General features: G+C 68.8%; 13 protein-coding genes. 9 read left to right on the forward strand and 4 right to left on the reverse strand.

The window, feature by feature from the left end; genetic code table 11:
- Window positions 1-94: 94 nt before the first annotated feature.
- Both ACH4S8_RS09770 and ACH4S8_RS09775 read right to left on the reverse strand, forming a co-directional pair.
- Window positions 95-226 carry a hypothetical protein gene (locus ACH4S8_RS09770; protein ID WP_398392167.1) on the reverse strand — a complete coding sequence of 44 codons (132 nt, stop codon included), beginning with the start codon at window positions 224-226 and terminating at the stop codon, window positions 95-97.
- Window positions 227-1,305: 1,079 nt separating this feature from the next.
- On the reverse strand, window positions 1,306-1,602 hold the full coding sequence (locus tag ACH4S8_RS09775; RefSeq protein WP_398392168.1) for a hypothetical protein: 297 nt from the start codon (window positions 1,600-1,602) through the stop codon (window positions 1,306-1,308).
- A gap of 252 nt (window positions 1,603-1,854) precedes the next feature.
- On the opposite strand from ACH4S8_RS09775, the gene ACH4S8_RS09780 reads away from it, so the two are divergent.
- The 6 genes from ACH4S8_RS09780 (at window position 1,855) to ACH4S8_RS09805 (ending at window position 7,281) form a co-directional block, all read left to right on the forward strand.
- A complete protein-coding gene (locus ACH4S8_RS09780; RefSeq protein ID WP_398392169.1) occupies window positions 1,855-2,403 on the forward strand; it encodes a transposase family protein in 549 nt (182 codons plus the stop codon).
- Window positions 2,404-2,673: 270 nt separating this feature from the next.
- Window positions 2,674-3,012 (forward strand): hypothetical protein, encoded by a 339-nt coding sequence (locus ACH4S8_RS09785; protein WP_398392170.1) that lies wholly within the window; start codon window positions 2,674-2,676, stop codon window positions 3,010-3,012.
- Between the two features lie 669 nt (window positions 3,013-3,681).
- Window positions 3,682-4,764 (forward strand): IS630 family transposase, encoded by a 1,083-nt coding sequence (locus ACH4S8_RS09790; RefSeq protein WP_398392370.1) that lies wholly within the window; start codon window positions 3,682-3,684, stop codon window positions 4,762-4,764.
- Between the two features lie 483 nt (window positions 4,765-5,247).
- Window positions 5,248-5,577: a hypothetical protein gene (locus ACH4S8_RS09795; RefSeq protein ID WP_398392171.1), complete on the forward strand. Its 330-nt coding sequence runs from the start codon at window positions 5,248-5,250 to the stop codon at window positions 5,575-5,577.
- Window positions 5,574-6,095 carry a regulator component gene (locus ACH4S8_RS09800; RefSeq protein ID WP_398392172.1) on the forward strand — a complete coding sequence of 174 codons (522 nt, stop codon included), beginning with the start codon at window positions 5,574-5,576 and terminating at the stop codon, window positions 6,093-6,095. Before ACH4S8_RS09795 ends, ACH4S8_RS09800 begins: the two co-directional genes overlap by 4 nt.
- Window positions 6,082-7,281: an MAB_1171c family putative transporter gene (locus tag ACH4S8_RS09805; RefSeq protein ID WP_398392173.1), complete on the forward strand. Its 1,200-nt coding sequence runs from the start codon at window positions 6,082-6,084 to the stop codon at window positions 7,279-7,281. Before ACH4S8_RS09800 ends, ACH4S8_RS09805 begins: the two co-directional genes overlap by 14 nt.
- Before the next feature lie 21 nt (window positions 7,282-7,302).
- Here ACH4S8_RS09805 and ACH4S8_RS09810 read toward each other — a convergent pair whose 3' ends face one another.
- Window positions 7,303-8,124 carry an SDR family NAD(P)-dependent oxidoreductase gene (locus ACH4S8_RS09810; RefSeq protein WP_398392174.1) on the reverse strand — a complete coding sequence of 274 codons (822 nt, stop codon included), beginning with the start codon at window positions 8,122-8,124 and terminating at the stop codon, window positions 7,303-7,305.
- Window positions 8,125-8,282: 158 nt separating this feature from the next.
- Between ACH4S8_RS09810 and ACH4S8_RS09815 the strand changes: the two genes are divergently transcribed.
- On the forward strand, window positions 8,283-10,313 hold the full coding sequence (locus ACH4S8_RS09815; RefSeq protein WP_398392175.1) for an SMI1/KNR4 family protein: 2,031 nt from the start codon (window positions 8,283-8,285) through the stop codon (window positions 10,311-10,313).
- 197 nt (window positions 10,314-10,510) lie between these two features.
- Here the strand turns inward: ACH4S8_RS09815 and ACH4S8_RS09820 are convergent, their stop codons facing one another.
- Complete coding sequence (locus tag ACH4S8_RS09820; RefSeq protein ID WP_398392176.1) at window positions 10,511-12,217, reverse strand: subtype B tannase; 1,707 nt, start codon at window positions 12,215-12,217, stop codon at window positions 10,511-10,513.
- 340 nt (window positions 12,218-12,557) lie between these two features.
- Here ACH4S8_RS09820 and ACH4S8_RS09825 point away from each other — a divergent pair, with 340 nt between their 5' ends.
- Window positions 12,558-13,640, forward strand: coding sequence for a hydrogenase expression protein HypE (locus ACH4S8_RS09825; protein ID WP_398392177.1), 1,083 nt, complete (start codon window positions 12,558-12,560; stop codon window positions 13,638-13,640).
- A 49-nt stretch (window positions 13,641-13,689) separates the two neighbouring features.
- The gene (locus ACH4S8_RS09830; protein WP_398392178.1) at window positions 13,690-15,471 is read left to right on the forward strand and encodes a nickel-dependent hydrogenase large subunit; all 1,782 of its coding nucleotides are present in this window, start codon (window positions 13,690-13,692) and stop codon (window positions 15,469-15,471) included.
- Window positions 15,472-15,548: the final 77 nt, after the last annotated feature.

Below are 15,548 nucleotides of genomic sequence, written 5' to 3' on the forward strand. Positions count from 1 at the left end.
GACCGAAGCACTGACAAGGGCCCTGGGGTGGGGCACAGTTGGCAAGTCCCCTGCACCCTTTCGGTCCCCGTGCCGAGCACGACCGCATCTCGGGCTACTCGTTCTCTTCGCTCTCCGACCCGAGTGCGCCATAAGGCTGGCGATCAGCCTCGGCCTGCTCCAGCGTCTCGGCAATCGCAGCGAACTCCGAGAGAGCAAACTGGAGGTCCTCGACGATCTCAGCCACCAGAACCTCAGGAGCGGGAAGACTGTCGACATCGTCGAGGCTCGGGTTACACAGTCAGGTGATGTCGAGGTTCGCCTGGCCACGACCATCGTCGTCACTGGCGGCCTGACCACTCCGTCCCTGGAGGCCGGGCTGCGGGCGCTGTGGCCGAGCGTGCTGCCCGACGCCCGCCTTCGGTACGCCGCGCTCGTCCACGACACCGGCGCTCAGGGACTGCTGTACATCGTCGAGCCTCTGCTCATAGCCGTCCTCGCCTCCCAGTGCACCCCACCATCGCGCTCACCGTCACCGCCCTCCTCGGCCTGGCCAGCACCACCGCGGTCGTGCTCGCTCCGCCATCGCGGCGTTGGCGACCGACACCGTTCAGCCGGTCCCCAGCACGGTGCCGCTGCCCGGTTCGAAACTGCCTAGCTAAGTCACATGCGCTCAAGTGCGGTCCGCAGAGCCTCGGTGTCCGTGCGCTCGGCAATCATGCGGAGCTCGGCATCCGTGCTTTCGGCACCGGGTGTCTTCGGCGGTGAGGTGGACTGCCTGATCGACGAGCCACGTGCCCTGGTCGCCAGGAACGAGCCGCAGGGTGCGGGCCGAAGGATGGAACCTCAACCGCTTCACCAATACTCACCTGCACGTCCGAGTAAGTGCGGAGCGGGGGCACACCATAAATCTCGATGCACTTGGCCACACTGTCCACCTCCAGGCTCTGCAACAGGCGTTCGGTCATGGCTCCGCAGGCGGCCTCCCAATCTCGAGCAACTGGGCCTGTTCATAGGACAGGGCTGATTCATAGTTGTCGTGTCCACAGGTTGTTGCTGGTCGGGGCAGCCTGACCAGGTCGAGGGGGGTGTGGGGCGCGTAGGAGACCTCGCGCAGGCCAGCCGCGATGCTGCGGTCCCGGCTCGACGGAGGGTGTCGGTGCGCGAGCCGCGCGCGGTCTGCGGTGTCCCCGGTGCGACCCGCGTCCGGTCGGCGTGCCTTCGGGCCTTCGGGCCTTCGGGCGAGCCGAGTGCCTGGTACAGGGCCGTGAGGTGGTCGCGGGCGGCGAGGGCGTGCCGGACGGTGCGGCAGAGCTGTTCGCTCCGCTACTCCGACCGCTCCGGCCAGCGCCTACCCCACTCCTTGCCCACCCGGTTGCCGACGGCGAGCGACCGATACGTCCGGCCGTTCACCTCGATGCTGAGCTCCCGCCCCTCGTCGGTGCGAATGTGCATCATGTAGTAGCCCGTCGGGCCGTAGGTACCGGTCGAACTGCTCACCCCCCGGCCGGTGACCTCCCCGATGTAGGCGTCCTTGCTCTCGCCCAACCCGTGCGCGGCGATCATCGCCAGGACCATGGCGAGCGGGCCGAAGGAGAGGAGCAGGACCATGGTGTTCGACATGTGCGCCCCCTGCATCGACGACGGCACAGGCCGTCCACGGCAGCGTACCGGTCTTGTAGGCACCGGCCCAGAAGGCATATCCAGAGGGGCTGTTCGGCCCCGGTCCGGGGTCAGGGCTGACTCATCGTCCGGGTGGTGGGCGTCGTGCAGGTCAACCGGAGGGTGACGGGACCGGCGAGGCCGTCACGAACGCAAGGAGGCTCCGGTTGACGGGGTGACCGACCGAAGTCGCCTTGCGTCACCGGAGCTTCGATGTGCCGCCAGTCTGCCACCGTCTGCCTGATCAAGTCGCTCAGCCCCGCCACACGCGAACTGTCCGTGTTGACGGATCGGTTGACGGCTATGCCCGACCCGCGCGACCGTCGCGGACGACGACACTCGCTGGTCGCGGTTCTCCTCACCGCCGCCTGCGCGGTCCTGGCCGGCGTCCGCTCCTGCCTGGCGATCGGGCAATGGGCCCGCCACGCTCCCCAGCACACCCTCGCTCGGCTCGGCATCCGCGTCCACGGACCGCTCGGGGTCCGCACTCCGCACTCCGCCGTCCGCCTTCCCCCTTCGCCGCGTCCTGGCCGCGGTCTGCCCCGGCGGCCTGGCCGACCTGCTCGGCATCAACCCTGCCGGGACCTGCACGGTGGCCGTGGACGGCAAGACCGCGCGCGGCTCGCGCACCGACACGCAGGCCCGCCGCCCACCTCCTCGCAGCAGTCACCGGAACCGGGCACGCTGTCACCCAGCTGCGGGTCCCGACCAAGACCAACGAGGTCACCGGCTTCGCCCACCTGCTCGCGCCCTTCGATCTGACCGGCGTCGCCGTCACCGCGGATGCCCTGCACACCCAGCACGACCACGCCCGCCACCTCGTCGAGGACAAGAACGCTCCCTGCCTCCTGCTGGTCAAGGGCAACCAGCCCCGCCTGCGCGCCGCCTTCGGTCCCTGCTCTGGAGCCAGGTGCGGGCCCAGCGCTACGACCGCGAACGCGGGCACGAGCGGCGCGAGACCCGCTCCACCCGCGTGCTCACCGTCACCGACCTCCACCTGGACTTCCCCACGGGGTCCAGGCCGCGAAGATCGTGCGGCACCGCACGGTCGTCCGCACGGGCAAGGTCACCCGCCAGACCGTCTACGTCATCACCGACCTGACGGCCCAACAGGCATCCCCGCAGAAGGTCGCGTACCTCGCCCGCTCACAGTGGAGCATCGAGAACCGGCTCCATTTCGTGCGCGACACCACCTTCGCCGAGGACGCCTCCAAGATCCGAGCGAAGTATGGCCCGGAGAACATGGCCACCCTGCGCAACCTCGCCATCGACACCCTCCGTCGGGCCGGGAACCGCAGCATCGCGGCTGGCCCGCGCGGGGTCTCCTACGCGCTCCACACCCGCCCCCTCGACCTGCTCAGGCTGCCCTGACCAGCAACAACCTGTGGACACGGCAACTATGAATCAGCCCTGCGCACTCATATGGCCCGGTTGCGCCGGGAGGGACAGGCACCCCTCATACGGACGCATGAGCGGGTGCGATCGCAAATCAGACACCTGAGAGTGTCACAGACCCACGGACCGCACGAGTCATCGATCGCATCGTGCGCGCCAGCGCATTCGATCTCACAGCGAAGCCGCACCGGAGTGCTCCGGCGCGGCTTCGCCGTCTCACGGACCCGCGCAAAGATCCCGTCAGCACGGGACCTCGGTGGGGTCTCGCCGTATAACCCGCGTATCACACAGCCATCACCAACTGGGCAGACTCTCCCGAACCAAGAGGCTCTGACCTGCAATTCCATGCCCGCACTGAACTGGCATAGACGCCCCTGGACGGCCTCTACAACCTGTGCCATGTCGTACCGCAGGACTCGCACGCCAACACCACAGATCACGCATCAAGATCCGGACCAGGTGCGGACCAAATCAGCTCAGAAGCAGACGGTTCCACCCTTTGCCGCAGGTCAGAGGCGACGGTGAGCGTGTACCACCAGCAGACGAAGAACCTGCTGGTGAGCTACTCGGCGAAGAAACTGGGCTTCTTCTAGTGTTCTGAGTCGGGAATTCTGTTCAGATGTATAGGCTTGCTCTATGGCGCGGATGGGGCGGCCGAAGGCCGAGTTGACGCTGTCGGATGCTGAACGGGCCGCGCTCGAGGAGTGGGTGCGGCGTCGTTCCACGCCGCAGGCGTGGGCCTTGCGGTGTCGGATCATCCTGGCCTGTGCGACCGGTGCGTCGAACAAGGACGTTGCGGAACAGTTGGGTTCGACGCCTCATGCGGTGGGCCGCTGGCGGGCCCGGTTCGTGCAGGACCGGATCTCCGGCCTGGGTGACATGCCACGTCCGGGCGGTCCCAGGACCGTGACGGACGAACAGGTCGCCGCGGTGGTCACCAGGACGCTGGAATCCACTCCGAAGAACGCGACGCACTGGTCGACGCGGTCGATGGCGAAGGAGATGGGCCTGTCGCAGTCGTCGGTGTCACGGATCTGGCGGGCGTTCGGCCTGCAGCCGCACCGGTCGCAGACCTTCAAGCTGTCGACCGATCCGTACTTCGTCGACAAGGTCCACGATGTCGTGGGCCTGTATCTGGACCCGCCCGAGCGGGCCCTGGTGTTCTGCGTCGACGAGAAGTCGCAGATCCAGGCGCTGGACCGGTCCCAGCCGGTGCTGCCGATGATGCCCGGGGTTCCCGAGCGGGCGACCCACGACTACGTCCGTGCCGGCACCACCACCCTGTTCGCCGCCCTCGAGGTCGCCACCGGCAAAGTGATCGGTTCCCTGCACCACAGACATCGGGCCGAGGAGTTCAAGAAGTTCCTGGTCAAGCTCGACAAAGAGGTGCCCGCCGACCTGGACGTCCACCTCGTCTATGACAACTACGCCACCCACAAGACCCCCGCGATCAAGAAGTGGCTGCTGGCCCACCCCCGGTTCCATCTGCACTTCACACCGACCGGCTCGTCCTGGCTGAACCTCGTCGAGCGATGGTTCGCCGAACTGACCAACAAGCAGATACGGCGAGGCGTCCACAGGTCCGTCCAGGCCCTGGAGAAGGACATCCGCAACTGGATCGCCGCCTGGAACACCGACCCCAAGCCCTACGTCTGGACCAAGACCGCGGACGAGATCCTCGAACGCCTCGCCAGTTATCTGAACAGAATTCCCGACTCAGAACACTAGAGTCTCGAGTCGGTTGCCTGGAGGCTTCGTCGAGCTCCAGGCAACCGGCAGGGGAGCCGCTCTCCGCGGCCGACGCGATACCTCGCGCCACAGTCCGCGCATGTTCCCGGACGCAGGAACGGGACGTCGCCGGTCCTGCGCACCCGCCGCCATCCGTCTCCCCCGCGGCCCGGTCTCCTCTTGTCTCCCAGGCCCATCCGGGTACCGCGCTCACGGTGCCGGCCGCCGCCGCGCCGTGCACCCGTGGTTTCGGTTGGAACGCGGCAAAACCGTGCTGCCGCCACCTCTACGACCTGCCGCACCCCAGCACGGTCCGAATCGTCGGCCTGTAGTCCTCCCGGCTGGCCGACGGGACCTGTTTGAGCCAAAAGAAGTTCGGAAGCCGATCGCCCTTGGTCACGGCTGCGGACAGTTGGTTAGCTTTGGGGCAAACTCTGTCCACTGGACCCAAGAACGGTTCCTTCGCCCGGGGGGGGGCGAGTCATGCCCAAGAACGACGGTGCCGACGGCGGCACCAGAGACCCGTCCTCCTCGAGCAGACGGCTGGAAGACGTGATCAACGCCTATTACCGGGGCGACCGCCCCCCTCACAACGAGATCGGCGAGATCAGCGAGGAGATCCACGGGACCACGGGCTCTACGTCCTCCGTGACTCGCCTCCGTGAACTCGCGACGGTCCGCAAGCGTGATGTGTCGCGTGATCAACTTCGTTTCCTGGCGAGACACTTCGGCGTCACGCCGGACCAGCCCCGTAGGCACGGCGACGCGGGTGCCTTCCGTCGTGCCGGCGCAAGGGGGTGGGGCAGCGGATGAGGACGACCGGCGAATACGTCGAGTTGCAGCGCCGCTGCATGGGCGTTCTGCAAGACCTCGGCATGCAGGGATCGCTTTCCTTCGAGGAGATACGCGAGCGGGTGGAGGCTTTCAGAGGCCGCCCGCTCGTCATCCGGGAACTGCCCGAGCAGATCGCGGAGACCGGGGTCTGCGGACTCTGGCTGGACACCGACGACGCCGACTACGTCTTCTACGAAGCCCGGACCGCCCCGCTGCACCGAAGACACATCATCCTTCATGAGTTGGGCCATGTGCTCTGCGAACACCACCGGGACATCACCACCGAGGCCGATGACCCGGCCGGTTCATTGCTCGGTGACCCGCAGCCGCACATCGTCAAGCGCCTCATGGCCCGGACCAGTTACACGACACGCGAGGAACGCGAAGCCGAGATGATCGCCAGTCTTCTGCAGAGCGCCGGGAAGCCCGGTCGTCCCACCGGTCCTTTGGGGAGACTCGGCACCTACCTCGGGGTGAGCGCCGATGACCGCGCCTGAACTGGCGGACCAGGTCGGAACGTGCAGTGTCGTCACCCTGTGGATCGCCCTCGTATGGCGGGCCGTTCCCGCCCTGCGGCTGCCGAACCAGCGGGGCCTGTGGGTCACGGTCTTCACCGCGACCACTGCCGTCACGCTTTTCCAGCCAAAGGTGGTGGCCTGGCTCACCGGCCTCGGCGTCGATCAGCACACGGTCTCGCTGACCCGCAACCTGGTCGGTGTCCTGAGCGCGGGCCTGGTGCTTCTCTTCATCGTCGATTCCACCCGGACACGGCACCTGCGGATCGTCGTGATCACGGGCCTGCTCGCAGCGCTGGGGGCGCTGCTCATCCTGGACACGCTCACTGCCGGCCAGGAGCCGACGCCCGTCCAGGCGCCGGCCACCTCGTCATGCCTGTACTGGTTGATCCTCGTCGGCGCCCATCTGGTCGGTGACACCGCCGCCGTGGTGGTGTGCTGGCCGTACAGCCTGCGCACGGATGATCGGGACCTCATGTGGTCACTGCGCATGTTCGCGGTGGGAAGTGTCCTCGCCGTGGTGTTCTGGTGCGGCTATCTCATCACCCTCTTCGTGCACGCCGAGGGCCTGTTGCCCTACCTGTCCATCATCATCAGCGTGCACGGGTTCTTCCGCGCGGCCTCGTTGCTGGTGCCCACCGCGACCGCCTGCGTCCGGTCGATACGGGCGCTGCGCACCGTCTGGCGACTGTGGCCCCTGTGGCACGACCTGGTGGTCGCGGTACCCCAGGTGGCCCTCGCCGGCCCGCGACGAAGCCGGGTGCAGGAGGTACTGCTCCCGCGTTCCCCATTGGCGCTGCAAGCCCATCGCCAGATCATCGAGACGTACGACGCGCTGTTGGAACTGCAGCAGTACACCCGGCCGGACGCGTATGAAAGGGCACACCGGCAGGCCGGTCACGACGGGTCGAAAGGTGATCGCCTCGTGGCGGCGGCGCTCGCCGGCGCGTTGCGCGAGACCCTGAGCGCCAAGCGCGACGGCGCAGCGCCGTCGACTCCGTGCCCGTTGCCCGGCATGGACGGTGGCAGCCCGACAACGCTCCTGGCACTCGCCCGGATGTGGGCCTCCACGACCGGCACGCATCGTGCCGCCGGCAGCCCCGGTCCGGCCCGGTCGTCCGGGTCGGTCGACGACGGCGCGAGGCAGAACCAGACGCACGGCAGCTGAGACGGCGTTCCGTGCGCGGCCTCAGAGTTCGGTGCCGTCCCGGGGCTCGATACGGAAGTCGAACGCGACGGTGCCGGGGTCGAGGGCCGTCGCCCCGCCGTCCACGGTGAGCACCGCGCCATTGACGAAGGACGCCGCCGGAGAGATCAGCCAGCTGATGGCCTCGGCGACCTCACGCGGCTCGCCCGGCCGGCCCATGGGCACGAGCCTGGTCGCCTCCTTGTAGGCGGACTCCACGCCACCGTCCCCCAGGTTCGCCTCCTGGGCGAAACGCGCCATGCGCCGGTCGGCCATCTCGGTCCTGACCCAGCTGGGACACACGACGTTGGCTCGAACTCCCTGGCGTCCGTAGTCGACGGCGACGGAACGGCACAGCTGCAGCATGGCGGCCTTGGACGCCGCGTACGGGGCGTTGCTCGTGCCGTTGCGCAGCGCGGAGACCGATGCCACGCCGACCACGGCTCCACGCGTCGCCGTCAGGTGCGGAATCGCCGCGCGCAGGAGGAGCATCGGGCCGGTGACGTTGGTACGCATCACCATGTCCCAGTCCTCCACGGAGAGGTCCCCGGCTGTTCCGCCGCGCCCGATGCCCGCGTTGAGCACCAGCCCGTCGACTCGCCCGTAGGCGTCCAGGGCCGCGCGGACCAGACCGTCGACGGCGACGGGGTCGCCCGCGTCGGAGGGGTGTGCCAGTACGCCCGTCTCCTTCTCCAGCTGTCGCAGCGGTTCGGCCCGGCGCCCCGAGGCGACCACATGGTGACCGCCCTCGCGCAGTAACCGGGCCGTGGCTTCGCCTATGCCCGAGCCCGCGCCGGTCACGATGACAACTCGCTTGTCCGTCATGTGCGTTCGCTCCTCCGTCCGAGATCAAAGCTGCTTGATCGTAAGCGGGGACACGGGGCAGAGGGCCGGCCACCGGCGATGTTCGGACAATTCCTCCCGCGACGCGGTCCCGGTGCCGTGCCGGGGCGTTGTCAGTGGCGGGTGGCAGCATCGTGTTCATGAGCGAATCCACGGCATTCGACTGGCGGCCTTTCCTGCTCAAGTGGAGCGGGGAGTGGGCGGATTCCCTGTCCGACGACGACACGCGGGGCGAGGGCGACGAGACCGCCCGGCAGGCCCGGTGGCTGGGGTTCCCGCCCGCGTCCGAGGAGCGGATCGCCGCCATGGAGGGGCGCCTGGGCCGGCGCATGCCCCCGTCGTACCGGGAGTTCCTCGAGGTCACCGACGGGTGGCGGCACGCGGGCGGGTTCGTGTGGGTTCTGGCGGGGACCGAGGACACGAGCTGGCACGACGACGCGTCGGGCCTCGCCGACGAGTTCGAGGAGTATCTGGACGAGGACGCCGGGCCCGAGGAGCGGCGGGAAGTGGACATCTGGAGGCGCGGACTGCAGCTCGACGTGGAGTCCGACGCCCTCTACGTCCTCATGGATCCCGAGGACGCCGACGAGGACGGCGAGTGGGCCGTGTACACGTGGGCGGGCTGGCATGCCGCGCCGCCCGAGCGGCACGCGAACTTCCTCGAGTTCATGCGGGAGATGTACCGGGAGTTCCACCGCCTGCGGGCGGGCCGGGACGACGATCGGCCTGCGTTCGTCAACGACACGACGCGCGAGCAGGACGCCCGGATGGAGAAGGCCCGGCTGGAGGCACTGCGCGGCGGCTGGGAGCGGGCCGTCGCGACGCTCGACGAGGCCGGAAGGTACGGCAGGCCACGGGCCGCCGGGCTGGGCGACCAGATACGGCGTCTGCTCGGGAAGACCTCCATGGTGTATTTCGAGGAGCTGGTGACGGATCCGCGGTACGCCCCCGAACTGCTGCCGCCGCTGGTCGCCGAACACGCGGCGCACTCGTACCGGGACGACTCCACGCTGAAGTTCCACCTTCGGGGTGCCGACGACGATCTGGAGTCCCTGGCCTACGCGACGCTGGAGCAGGTGAGGAGCGGCACCTACCGGTACGCACCGGCCGGACCGTTCGGGGAGGCGGTCGAGCGGGCGCGGGAACTGGCACGCTGGGGAGACGGCGACGAGGCGTGGCGGACGCTGATGAACGCCCTGCCGCTGTGGGAGCCGCTGGGACCGGACCACCTGGCGCCGCTGGGGTGGGTGGCCGACCCCGTGCTCGGACCGCTGCTGACCCCGGAGCGGGGCCGGGAGCTGCTGTCCACGCCGAGGGGCGGGCAGGCCGGTGAGCCGCCGGTTCCGACGCCGGGGCTCGACCCGGACGGCCTGGCGTGGCTCGCGGTGCCGGACCCGGGCAACAGTCCCACGTCCTACCGGTTCGTCCTGGTGGAGGGCGTGGAACCGCAGGACCTGCCGGAACGCCTCTCGGACGGGAACGGTGACGCGGACGGGGAGGAAGCCGGGGACGGAGGCGGGGACGGGGACGGAGGCGGGGAAGCAACCAGGGCTGAGGACGGCACCGGGCTGAACGAGCCCTTGACCTCTCGGGAGGCGCGCCGCAGATCGCTGCGCGGCAAGCGGGAGTTCTCCTCCTACGACGACAGGGCCCGCATGGCGGTCGGCCGGGCCGGCCGCGGCTGGAGCTTCGCCTTCGACGGCGATCCCGCCCCGTTCGGCCGACAGCGGTTCGTCTCCCCCGCCGTGGGCGCCGGCGCGGGCACCCGGGCGGTGGTGGTGTGGTGCGGCTTGAGGACGCGGCGCGGTGAGCCGTTCTTCCACCTCTCGGTGGCGCGGAACGGAGTCGAGCAGTACGCGTTCACCTACGAGGACGGAGAGGTCCGGCGGAGCGGGGAGATACCGGAGGCGCTGGACCCGAGCCGGTTCTTCGCCGACCTGTGGGACAGCTCCGAGGCCGAACGGCCACTGCTCGAAGCGGTGGCCGGGGAGTTCGGCGTCCGCCTCCCGCGTCACGCGATCCTACACGGGCGGCTGCACACGTTCACGAGCCGCTCCTGGACCCGGCCGCCCGGGGAAGGAGAGGGATACATGGTGATCCGGATGGGGCCGATCGCCTCGGGCCCGGCCGACGGCGAGCAGGAGGGAGACCGCGGCCCGGGAACCGAGTAGCGAGCAGGCAGGGCGGTGCCCGGAACCGAGGCGCGAGCTGCCGGGGCCGCCGCTGCGGCCCGTGCGGGCCCCGCCCGCAGGACGGGACCCGCACCCGGCGATCGCACCCCGATCGCACGGTCGCACCCCCGGCGCGGCCGGCCGGAGTCGTGGCAGGCGGTGGCCGCCCGGTGAGGCGAGCACCGCCTGCCGCGGCGCTAGTGTCCGGCGGTGCCGTGGTGCCGGGTGGCGAGGGGGTCGCCCGCCCTCTCGGCCACCCGGGCGATCCAGGCCATGGCCTCCGGCACGTCGTAGTTGCCGGCGTGCGGCTGGTTCCAGGCGAGCCGGTAGTCGACGTTCTTGACCTGCTTGTCCGCCTCCAGCGCCCGGTCCAGGTTGACCGAGATGATGAACGAGGTGTCCCGGTCCCGCGTGCCGTTGCGGACGTACCAGTTGGGCGCGGTGTCGGCGTTCGTGCCGATGAAGTCCATCGGGTCGATCAGACGGATCTGGTCGTCGAGGGTCGTGTTCTTCTCGGCGGTGTACTGGTCCCAGGTCAGTCCGGTGTCGTCGGTGCCGCTGCCGTCTCCGGCGACGTCGTTGTGGTTCCAGCTCCACTCGGTGTAGTTCATGTACTTCTGGGTGTACGGGCCGAAGAGGTTGGTCTCGGTCCCGCTGGTGGTGTTCCCGTGCACGCCCACGGCGTCGAAGGCGGGCGTCGTCTTGAGGGTGGCCTGGGTGGCGACGAACTTCAGGTACTTCGTCATGTCGACCGACAGCACCTTGTCCGCCGCGTTGTCGACGTCGATCCAGTCGTTCACGTACGACTTCGTGGTGGACCCGCCGGGCCCGCCGGACGTGATGTCGAAGGTGGCTCCGAGCGCCGGAACGGTGTTGGCCGGGTCGGCCTTCATGTAGGTCTCGGCGGAGCGGATCACCTCCTTCTCGATCGTGTCGAGCATGTCGTCGGCGGTGAGCCTGGAACCGTCCGGGTTGTGGAGCCCGAGGCTCTTCTCGTACGCCGGGAACCGGGCCGCGATCTCGGCGGCGTCGTCGGGAGTGGCGTTCGATCCGGTCGCGTCACGGGTGCCGAGGACGTTGTAGAGCCACTCGTAGGCGGCGTCGGCGTTGCCGAGGTCGGTGATCGGGCAGTACGCGTTGACCGCGAACACGTCGTCGCGCAGGGTGCTGCGGCCCCGGGGGTCGATGCCGGCCGCGCCGATCGCCGCGAGGTAGGAGTCGTACGCGGGGCTGTTGCCCGAGGCGCCCAGGATCGAGGACAGCGCGCCGCCGCCGCTGGTGCCGTTGACGACGATCCGCTCGGCGCTGCCGGGCATGGCGGCGTCGTTGAGGCGGAGGTAGCGGACCGCGGCCTTGGCGTCGACCGCCGCCGCGGGGGCCTTGCCCGGCGAGGAGCCGTCGGCGCCGATGAGCCCGCGGCTGCGGTTGGCGACGTCCACGAAGACGAATCCGGCCTTCAGCGCCGCGCCGACGTTGCTCGTCGCGCTGTTGTAGGACGAGCCGTCGGTGACGCTCGATCTGATGTAACTGGCCATCCATCCGCCGTTGTTCACCGCGAAGTAGATCGGCGCGCGCTGGTCGGCGAAGGCGCTCTCGGGCACGAAGACGTTCATGCTCTCGTAGCCGCAGCGGGTGTTGCTGATGGTGGTGGAGCCGAAGATGCCGGACTGCTGCGCGGCCGCAGCGACGGGGTCGGCGACGTAGCAGAGTTCGCGGTAGGCGCGGACTTCGACCGGCTGACCGTCGACCGTGACGGTCAGCGTCGTGTAGGCGCCGGCGTCGAAGGCCAGCGATGCGTCCTCCGGGTCCACGCTGTGCACCTGCGACGCGGCCTGTCCCTGGGCCGCGATCGCGGACGAGGGCACCGCGATCGCCGTCAGGGCGAGTGAGCCCGCTATCGCCATGCCCCTCACCAGACGCCCGCGGCCGGGGGCGCGTCCTGCCCGTTCACCCGCCGGACGGGCGGAGGCGACGCGATCGGAGGATTGCGAGAGCCGCTCCATGGGGTCTCCTCTTGTCGTGTAATCGAGTGATCCGCTGACGCCTCGGGCCCAAGGCGTGACGCACGCTACAAGATTGTTAACAAAATACCCAGCAATTTTGCAAACATTTCGCGCCGTCCGGCGGCCAGTGCGGGGCACCGATAAGGCCGGTTCGCACTTACCGCCGACGCTCCCCGGCGGTAACCATGGAGAAGGCTTTTTGGACAGGTATGACCTGAATGAGCTGATTCCAGGAGGGCTCATGGACGCCCCGACCGCGACGACGGCGGGCCCGGCCGCGCAGGACGACGCGCAGGAGGACCCGACCGTCCACATTCTCTGGATCAACGCGGGGCTGAGCTGCGACGGGGATTCGGTCTCGCTCACCGCCGCGACCCAGCCGAGCATCGAGGAACTGGCGCTCGGCGCCCTGCCGGGACTGCCCAAGGTGGCGGTGCACTGGCCCCTGATCGACTTCGAGTGCGGGCCCGTGGAGGGCGCCGACAATTTCGTCGAATGGTTCTTCAAGGCCGACCGGGGAGAGCTGGAGCCCTTCGTGCTGGTCGTCGAGGGGTCCATTCCGAACGAGCGGGTCAAGCCCGAGGGCTACTGGTGCGGTTTCGGGGACGATCCGGGGACCGGGCAGCCGATCACCACCAGCGAGTGGCTGGACCGGCTCACTCCCAAGGCGCTCGCCGTGGTCGCCATCGGCACCTGCGCGACGTACGGCGGTATCCACGCGATGGCCGGGAACCCGACCGGCGCGATGGGCGTGCCGGACTATCTGGGCTGGGAGTGGAAGTCCAAGGCGGGCATTCCGATCGTCTGCATCCCGGGCTGCCCCGTGCACCCGGACAACGCCTCCGAGACCCTGCTCTACCTGCTGTACCAGGCGGCGGGCGCGGCACCCATGATCCCGCTGGACGAGGAACTGCGGCCGACGTGGCTGTTCGGCGCGACGGTGCACGAGGGCTGCGACCGCGCCGGTTACTACGAGCAGGGGCAGTTCGCGAGCGAGTACGGATCTCCCGAGTGCCTGGTCAAACTCGGCTGCTGGGGCCCGGTGGTCAAGTGCAACGTGCCCAAGCGCGGCTGGATCAACGGCGTGGGCGGCTGCCCGAACGTCGGCGGGATCTGCATCGCCTGCACCATGCCGGGCTTCCCCGACAAGTTCATGCCGTTCATGGACGAGCCGCCGGGCGGCCATGTGTCCGCGACGGCGAGCGGTATCTACGGATCCGTCATACGGCGGCTGCGGAACATCACCGCGAAGACCGTCGACAAGGAACCGAAGTGGCGCGGCCGGAGCGAGGAGCTCACGACCGGCTACAAGGCCCCGTGGTGACCACGGTTGCCCGCTGATCAGACACTCGACAGGAAGGTGGCGCGGCACCATGGCGACGGCGACGAACAAGCCGGCCGGTGACGGCCTCACGGAGATGTCGTGGGACCCGATCACCCGCATCGTCGGCAGTCTCGGCATCCACACCAAGATCGACTTCAAGGCGAAGCGGGTCGCGGAGTGCTACAGCACCTCGTCCGTCTTCCGCGGGTACAGCGTGTTCATGCGCGGCAAGGACCCGCGCGACGCGCACTTCATCACCAGCCGGATCTGCGGCATCTGCGGCGACAACCACGCCACGTGCTCGGTCTACGCCCAGAACATGGCGTACGGCGTGGCTCCCCCGCACCTCGGCGAGTGGATCATCAACCTCGGTGAGGCCGCGGAGTACATGTTCGACCACAACATCTTCCAGGAGAACCTGGTCGGCGTGGACTACTGCGAGCGGATGGTCCGCGAGACCAACCCCGGAGTGCTGGAACAGGCCGAGCGTACCGAGGCCCCGCACGCGGCCGACCACGGCTACCGCACCATCGCCGACATCATGCGCTCGCTGAACCCGCTGGAGGGCGAGTTCTACCGCGAGGCGCTCCAGGTCAGCCGCTACACCCGGGAGATGTTCTGCCTGATGGAGGGCCGCCATGTGCACCCCTCCACGCTCTACCCGGGCGGTGTCGGCACGGTCGCGACCATCCAGCTCTTCACCGACTACCTGACCCGGCTCACCCGCTACGTGGAGTTCATGAAGCGGGTCGTCCCGCTCCACGACGACCTCTTCGACTTCTTCTACGAGGCCCTGCCCGGGTACGAGGACGTGGGCAGGCGCCGGGTGCTGCTGGGCTGCTGGGGCGCGTTGAACGACCCGGAGTACTGCGACTTCCAGTACGCCAACATGGAGAACTGGGGCCGGCGGATGTTCGTCACCCCGGGCGTCGTCGTGGACGGCAAGCTGGTCACCAACAGCCTCGTCGACATCAACCTCGGCATCCGCATCCTGCTCGGCAGTTCGTACTACGAGGACTGGTCGGGCATGGAGAAGTTCGTCGAACGCGACCCGCTCGGGAACCCCATCGACGAACGGCACCCGTGGAACCAGCACACCATCCCGGCCCCGCAGAAGCGGGACTTCGACGACAAGTACAGCTGGGTCATGTCGCCGCGCTGGTTCGACGGCACCGACCACCTGGCGCTGGACACCGGCGGCGGCCCGATCGCCCGGCTGTGGTCCACCGCGCTGTCCGGACTCGTCGACATCGGCTACATCAAGGCCACCGGGCACAGCGTGCAGATCAACCTGCCGCGCACGATGACCAAGCCGGAGATGGCGCTCGAGTGGAAGATCCCGCAGTGGAGCAACGCCCTCGAACGCAACCGGGCCCGCACCTACTTCCAGGCGTACGCCGCCGCGGCCGCCCTCCACTTCGCCGAACAGGCGATGGAGGAGGTCCGCGCCGGACGCACCCAGACCTGGGAGAAGTTCGACGTGCCGGACGAGTCCATCGGCTGCGGCTTCACCGAGGCGGTCCGGGGTGTGCTCTCGCACCACATGGTGATCAGGGACGGCAAGATCGCCAACTACCACCCGTATCCGCCGACCCCGTGGAACGGCAGTGTACGCGACTCCTACGGCACACCGGGCCCGTACGAGGACGCGGTGCAGAACACGCCCATCTTCGAGGAGAACCCGCCCGAGAACTTCAAGGGCATCGACATCATGCGGGCCGTCCGCAGCTTCGACCCGTGTCTGCCGTGCGGTGTGCACATGTACGTCGGCGGCGGGCGGACCGTGGAGCAGACGCACATGCCGACGGGGCTGAGCGGACTGGCCGTCTGACCTTCCCGGGATCCGACGTCCATCGCGATCCGATGTTCATCGCGATGCGACCTTCCTCAGGAGTCTCAGGAGAGGGG

The organism is Streptomyces sp. NPDC021080 (assembly GCF_044333225.1).
GTDB lineage: Bacteria > Actinomycetota > Actinomycetes > Streptomycetales > Streptomycetaceae > Streptomyces.

What these genes read in the sequence shown, in the direction of transcription:
- ACH4S8_RS09775 (WP_398392168.1), bottom strand. Translation starts at nt 1,602, where the DNA reads ATGTCGAACACCATGGTCCTGCTCCTCTCCTTCGGCCCGCTCGCCATG.
- ACH4S8_RS09780 (WP_398392169.1), top strand. Translation starts at nt 1,855, where the DNA reads ATGTGCCGCCAGTCTGCCACCGTCTGCCTGATCAAGTCGCTCAGCCCC.
- ACH4S8_RS09790 (WP_398392370.1), top strand. Translation starts at nt 3,682, where the DNA reads ATGGGGCGGCCGAAGGCCGAGTTGACGCTGTCGGATGCTGAACGGGCC.
- ACH4S8_RS09795 (WP_398392171.1), top strand. Translation starts at nt 5,248, where the DNA reads ATGCCCAAGAACGACGGTGCCGACGGCGGCACCAGAGACCCGTCCTCC.
- ACH4S8_RS09800 (WP_398392172.1), top strand. Translation starts at nt 5,574, where the DNA reads ATGAGGACGACCGGCGAATACGTCGAGTTGCAGCGCCGCTGCATGGGC.
- ACH4S8_RS09805 (WP_398392173.1), top strand. Translation starts at nt 6,082, where the DNA reads ATGACCGCGCCTGAACTGGCGGACCAGGTCGGAACGTGCAGTGTCGTC.
- ACH4S8_RS09810 (WP_398392174.1), bottom strand. Translation starts at nt 8,124, where the DNA reads ATGACGGACAAGCGAGTTGTCATCGTGACCGGCGCGGGCTCGGGCATA.
- ACH4S8_RS09815 (WP_398392175.1), top strand. Translation starts at nt 8,283, where the DNA reads ATGAGCGAATCCACGGCATTCGACTGGCGGCCTTTCCTGCTCAAGTGG.
- ACH4S8_RS09820 (WP_398392176.1), bottom strand. Translation starts at nt 12,217, where the DNA reads ATGGCGATAGCGGGCTCACTCGCCCTGACGGCGATCGCGGTGCCCTCG.
- ACH4S8_RS09825 (WP_398392177.1), top strand. Translation starts at nt 12,558, where the DNA reads ATGGACGCCCCGACCGCGACGACGGCGGGCCCGGCCGCGCAGGACGAC.
- ACH4S8_RS09830 (WP_398392178.1), top strand. Translation starts at nt 13,690, where the DNA reads ATGGCGACGGCGACGAACAAGCCGGCCGGTGACGGCCTCACGGAGATG.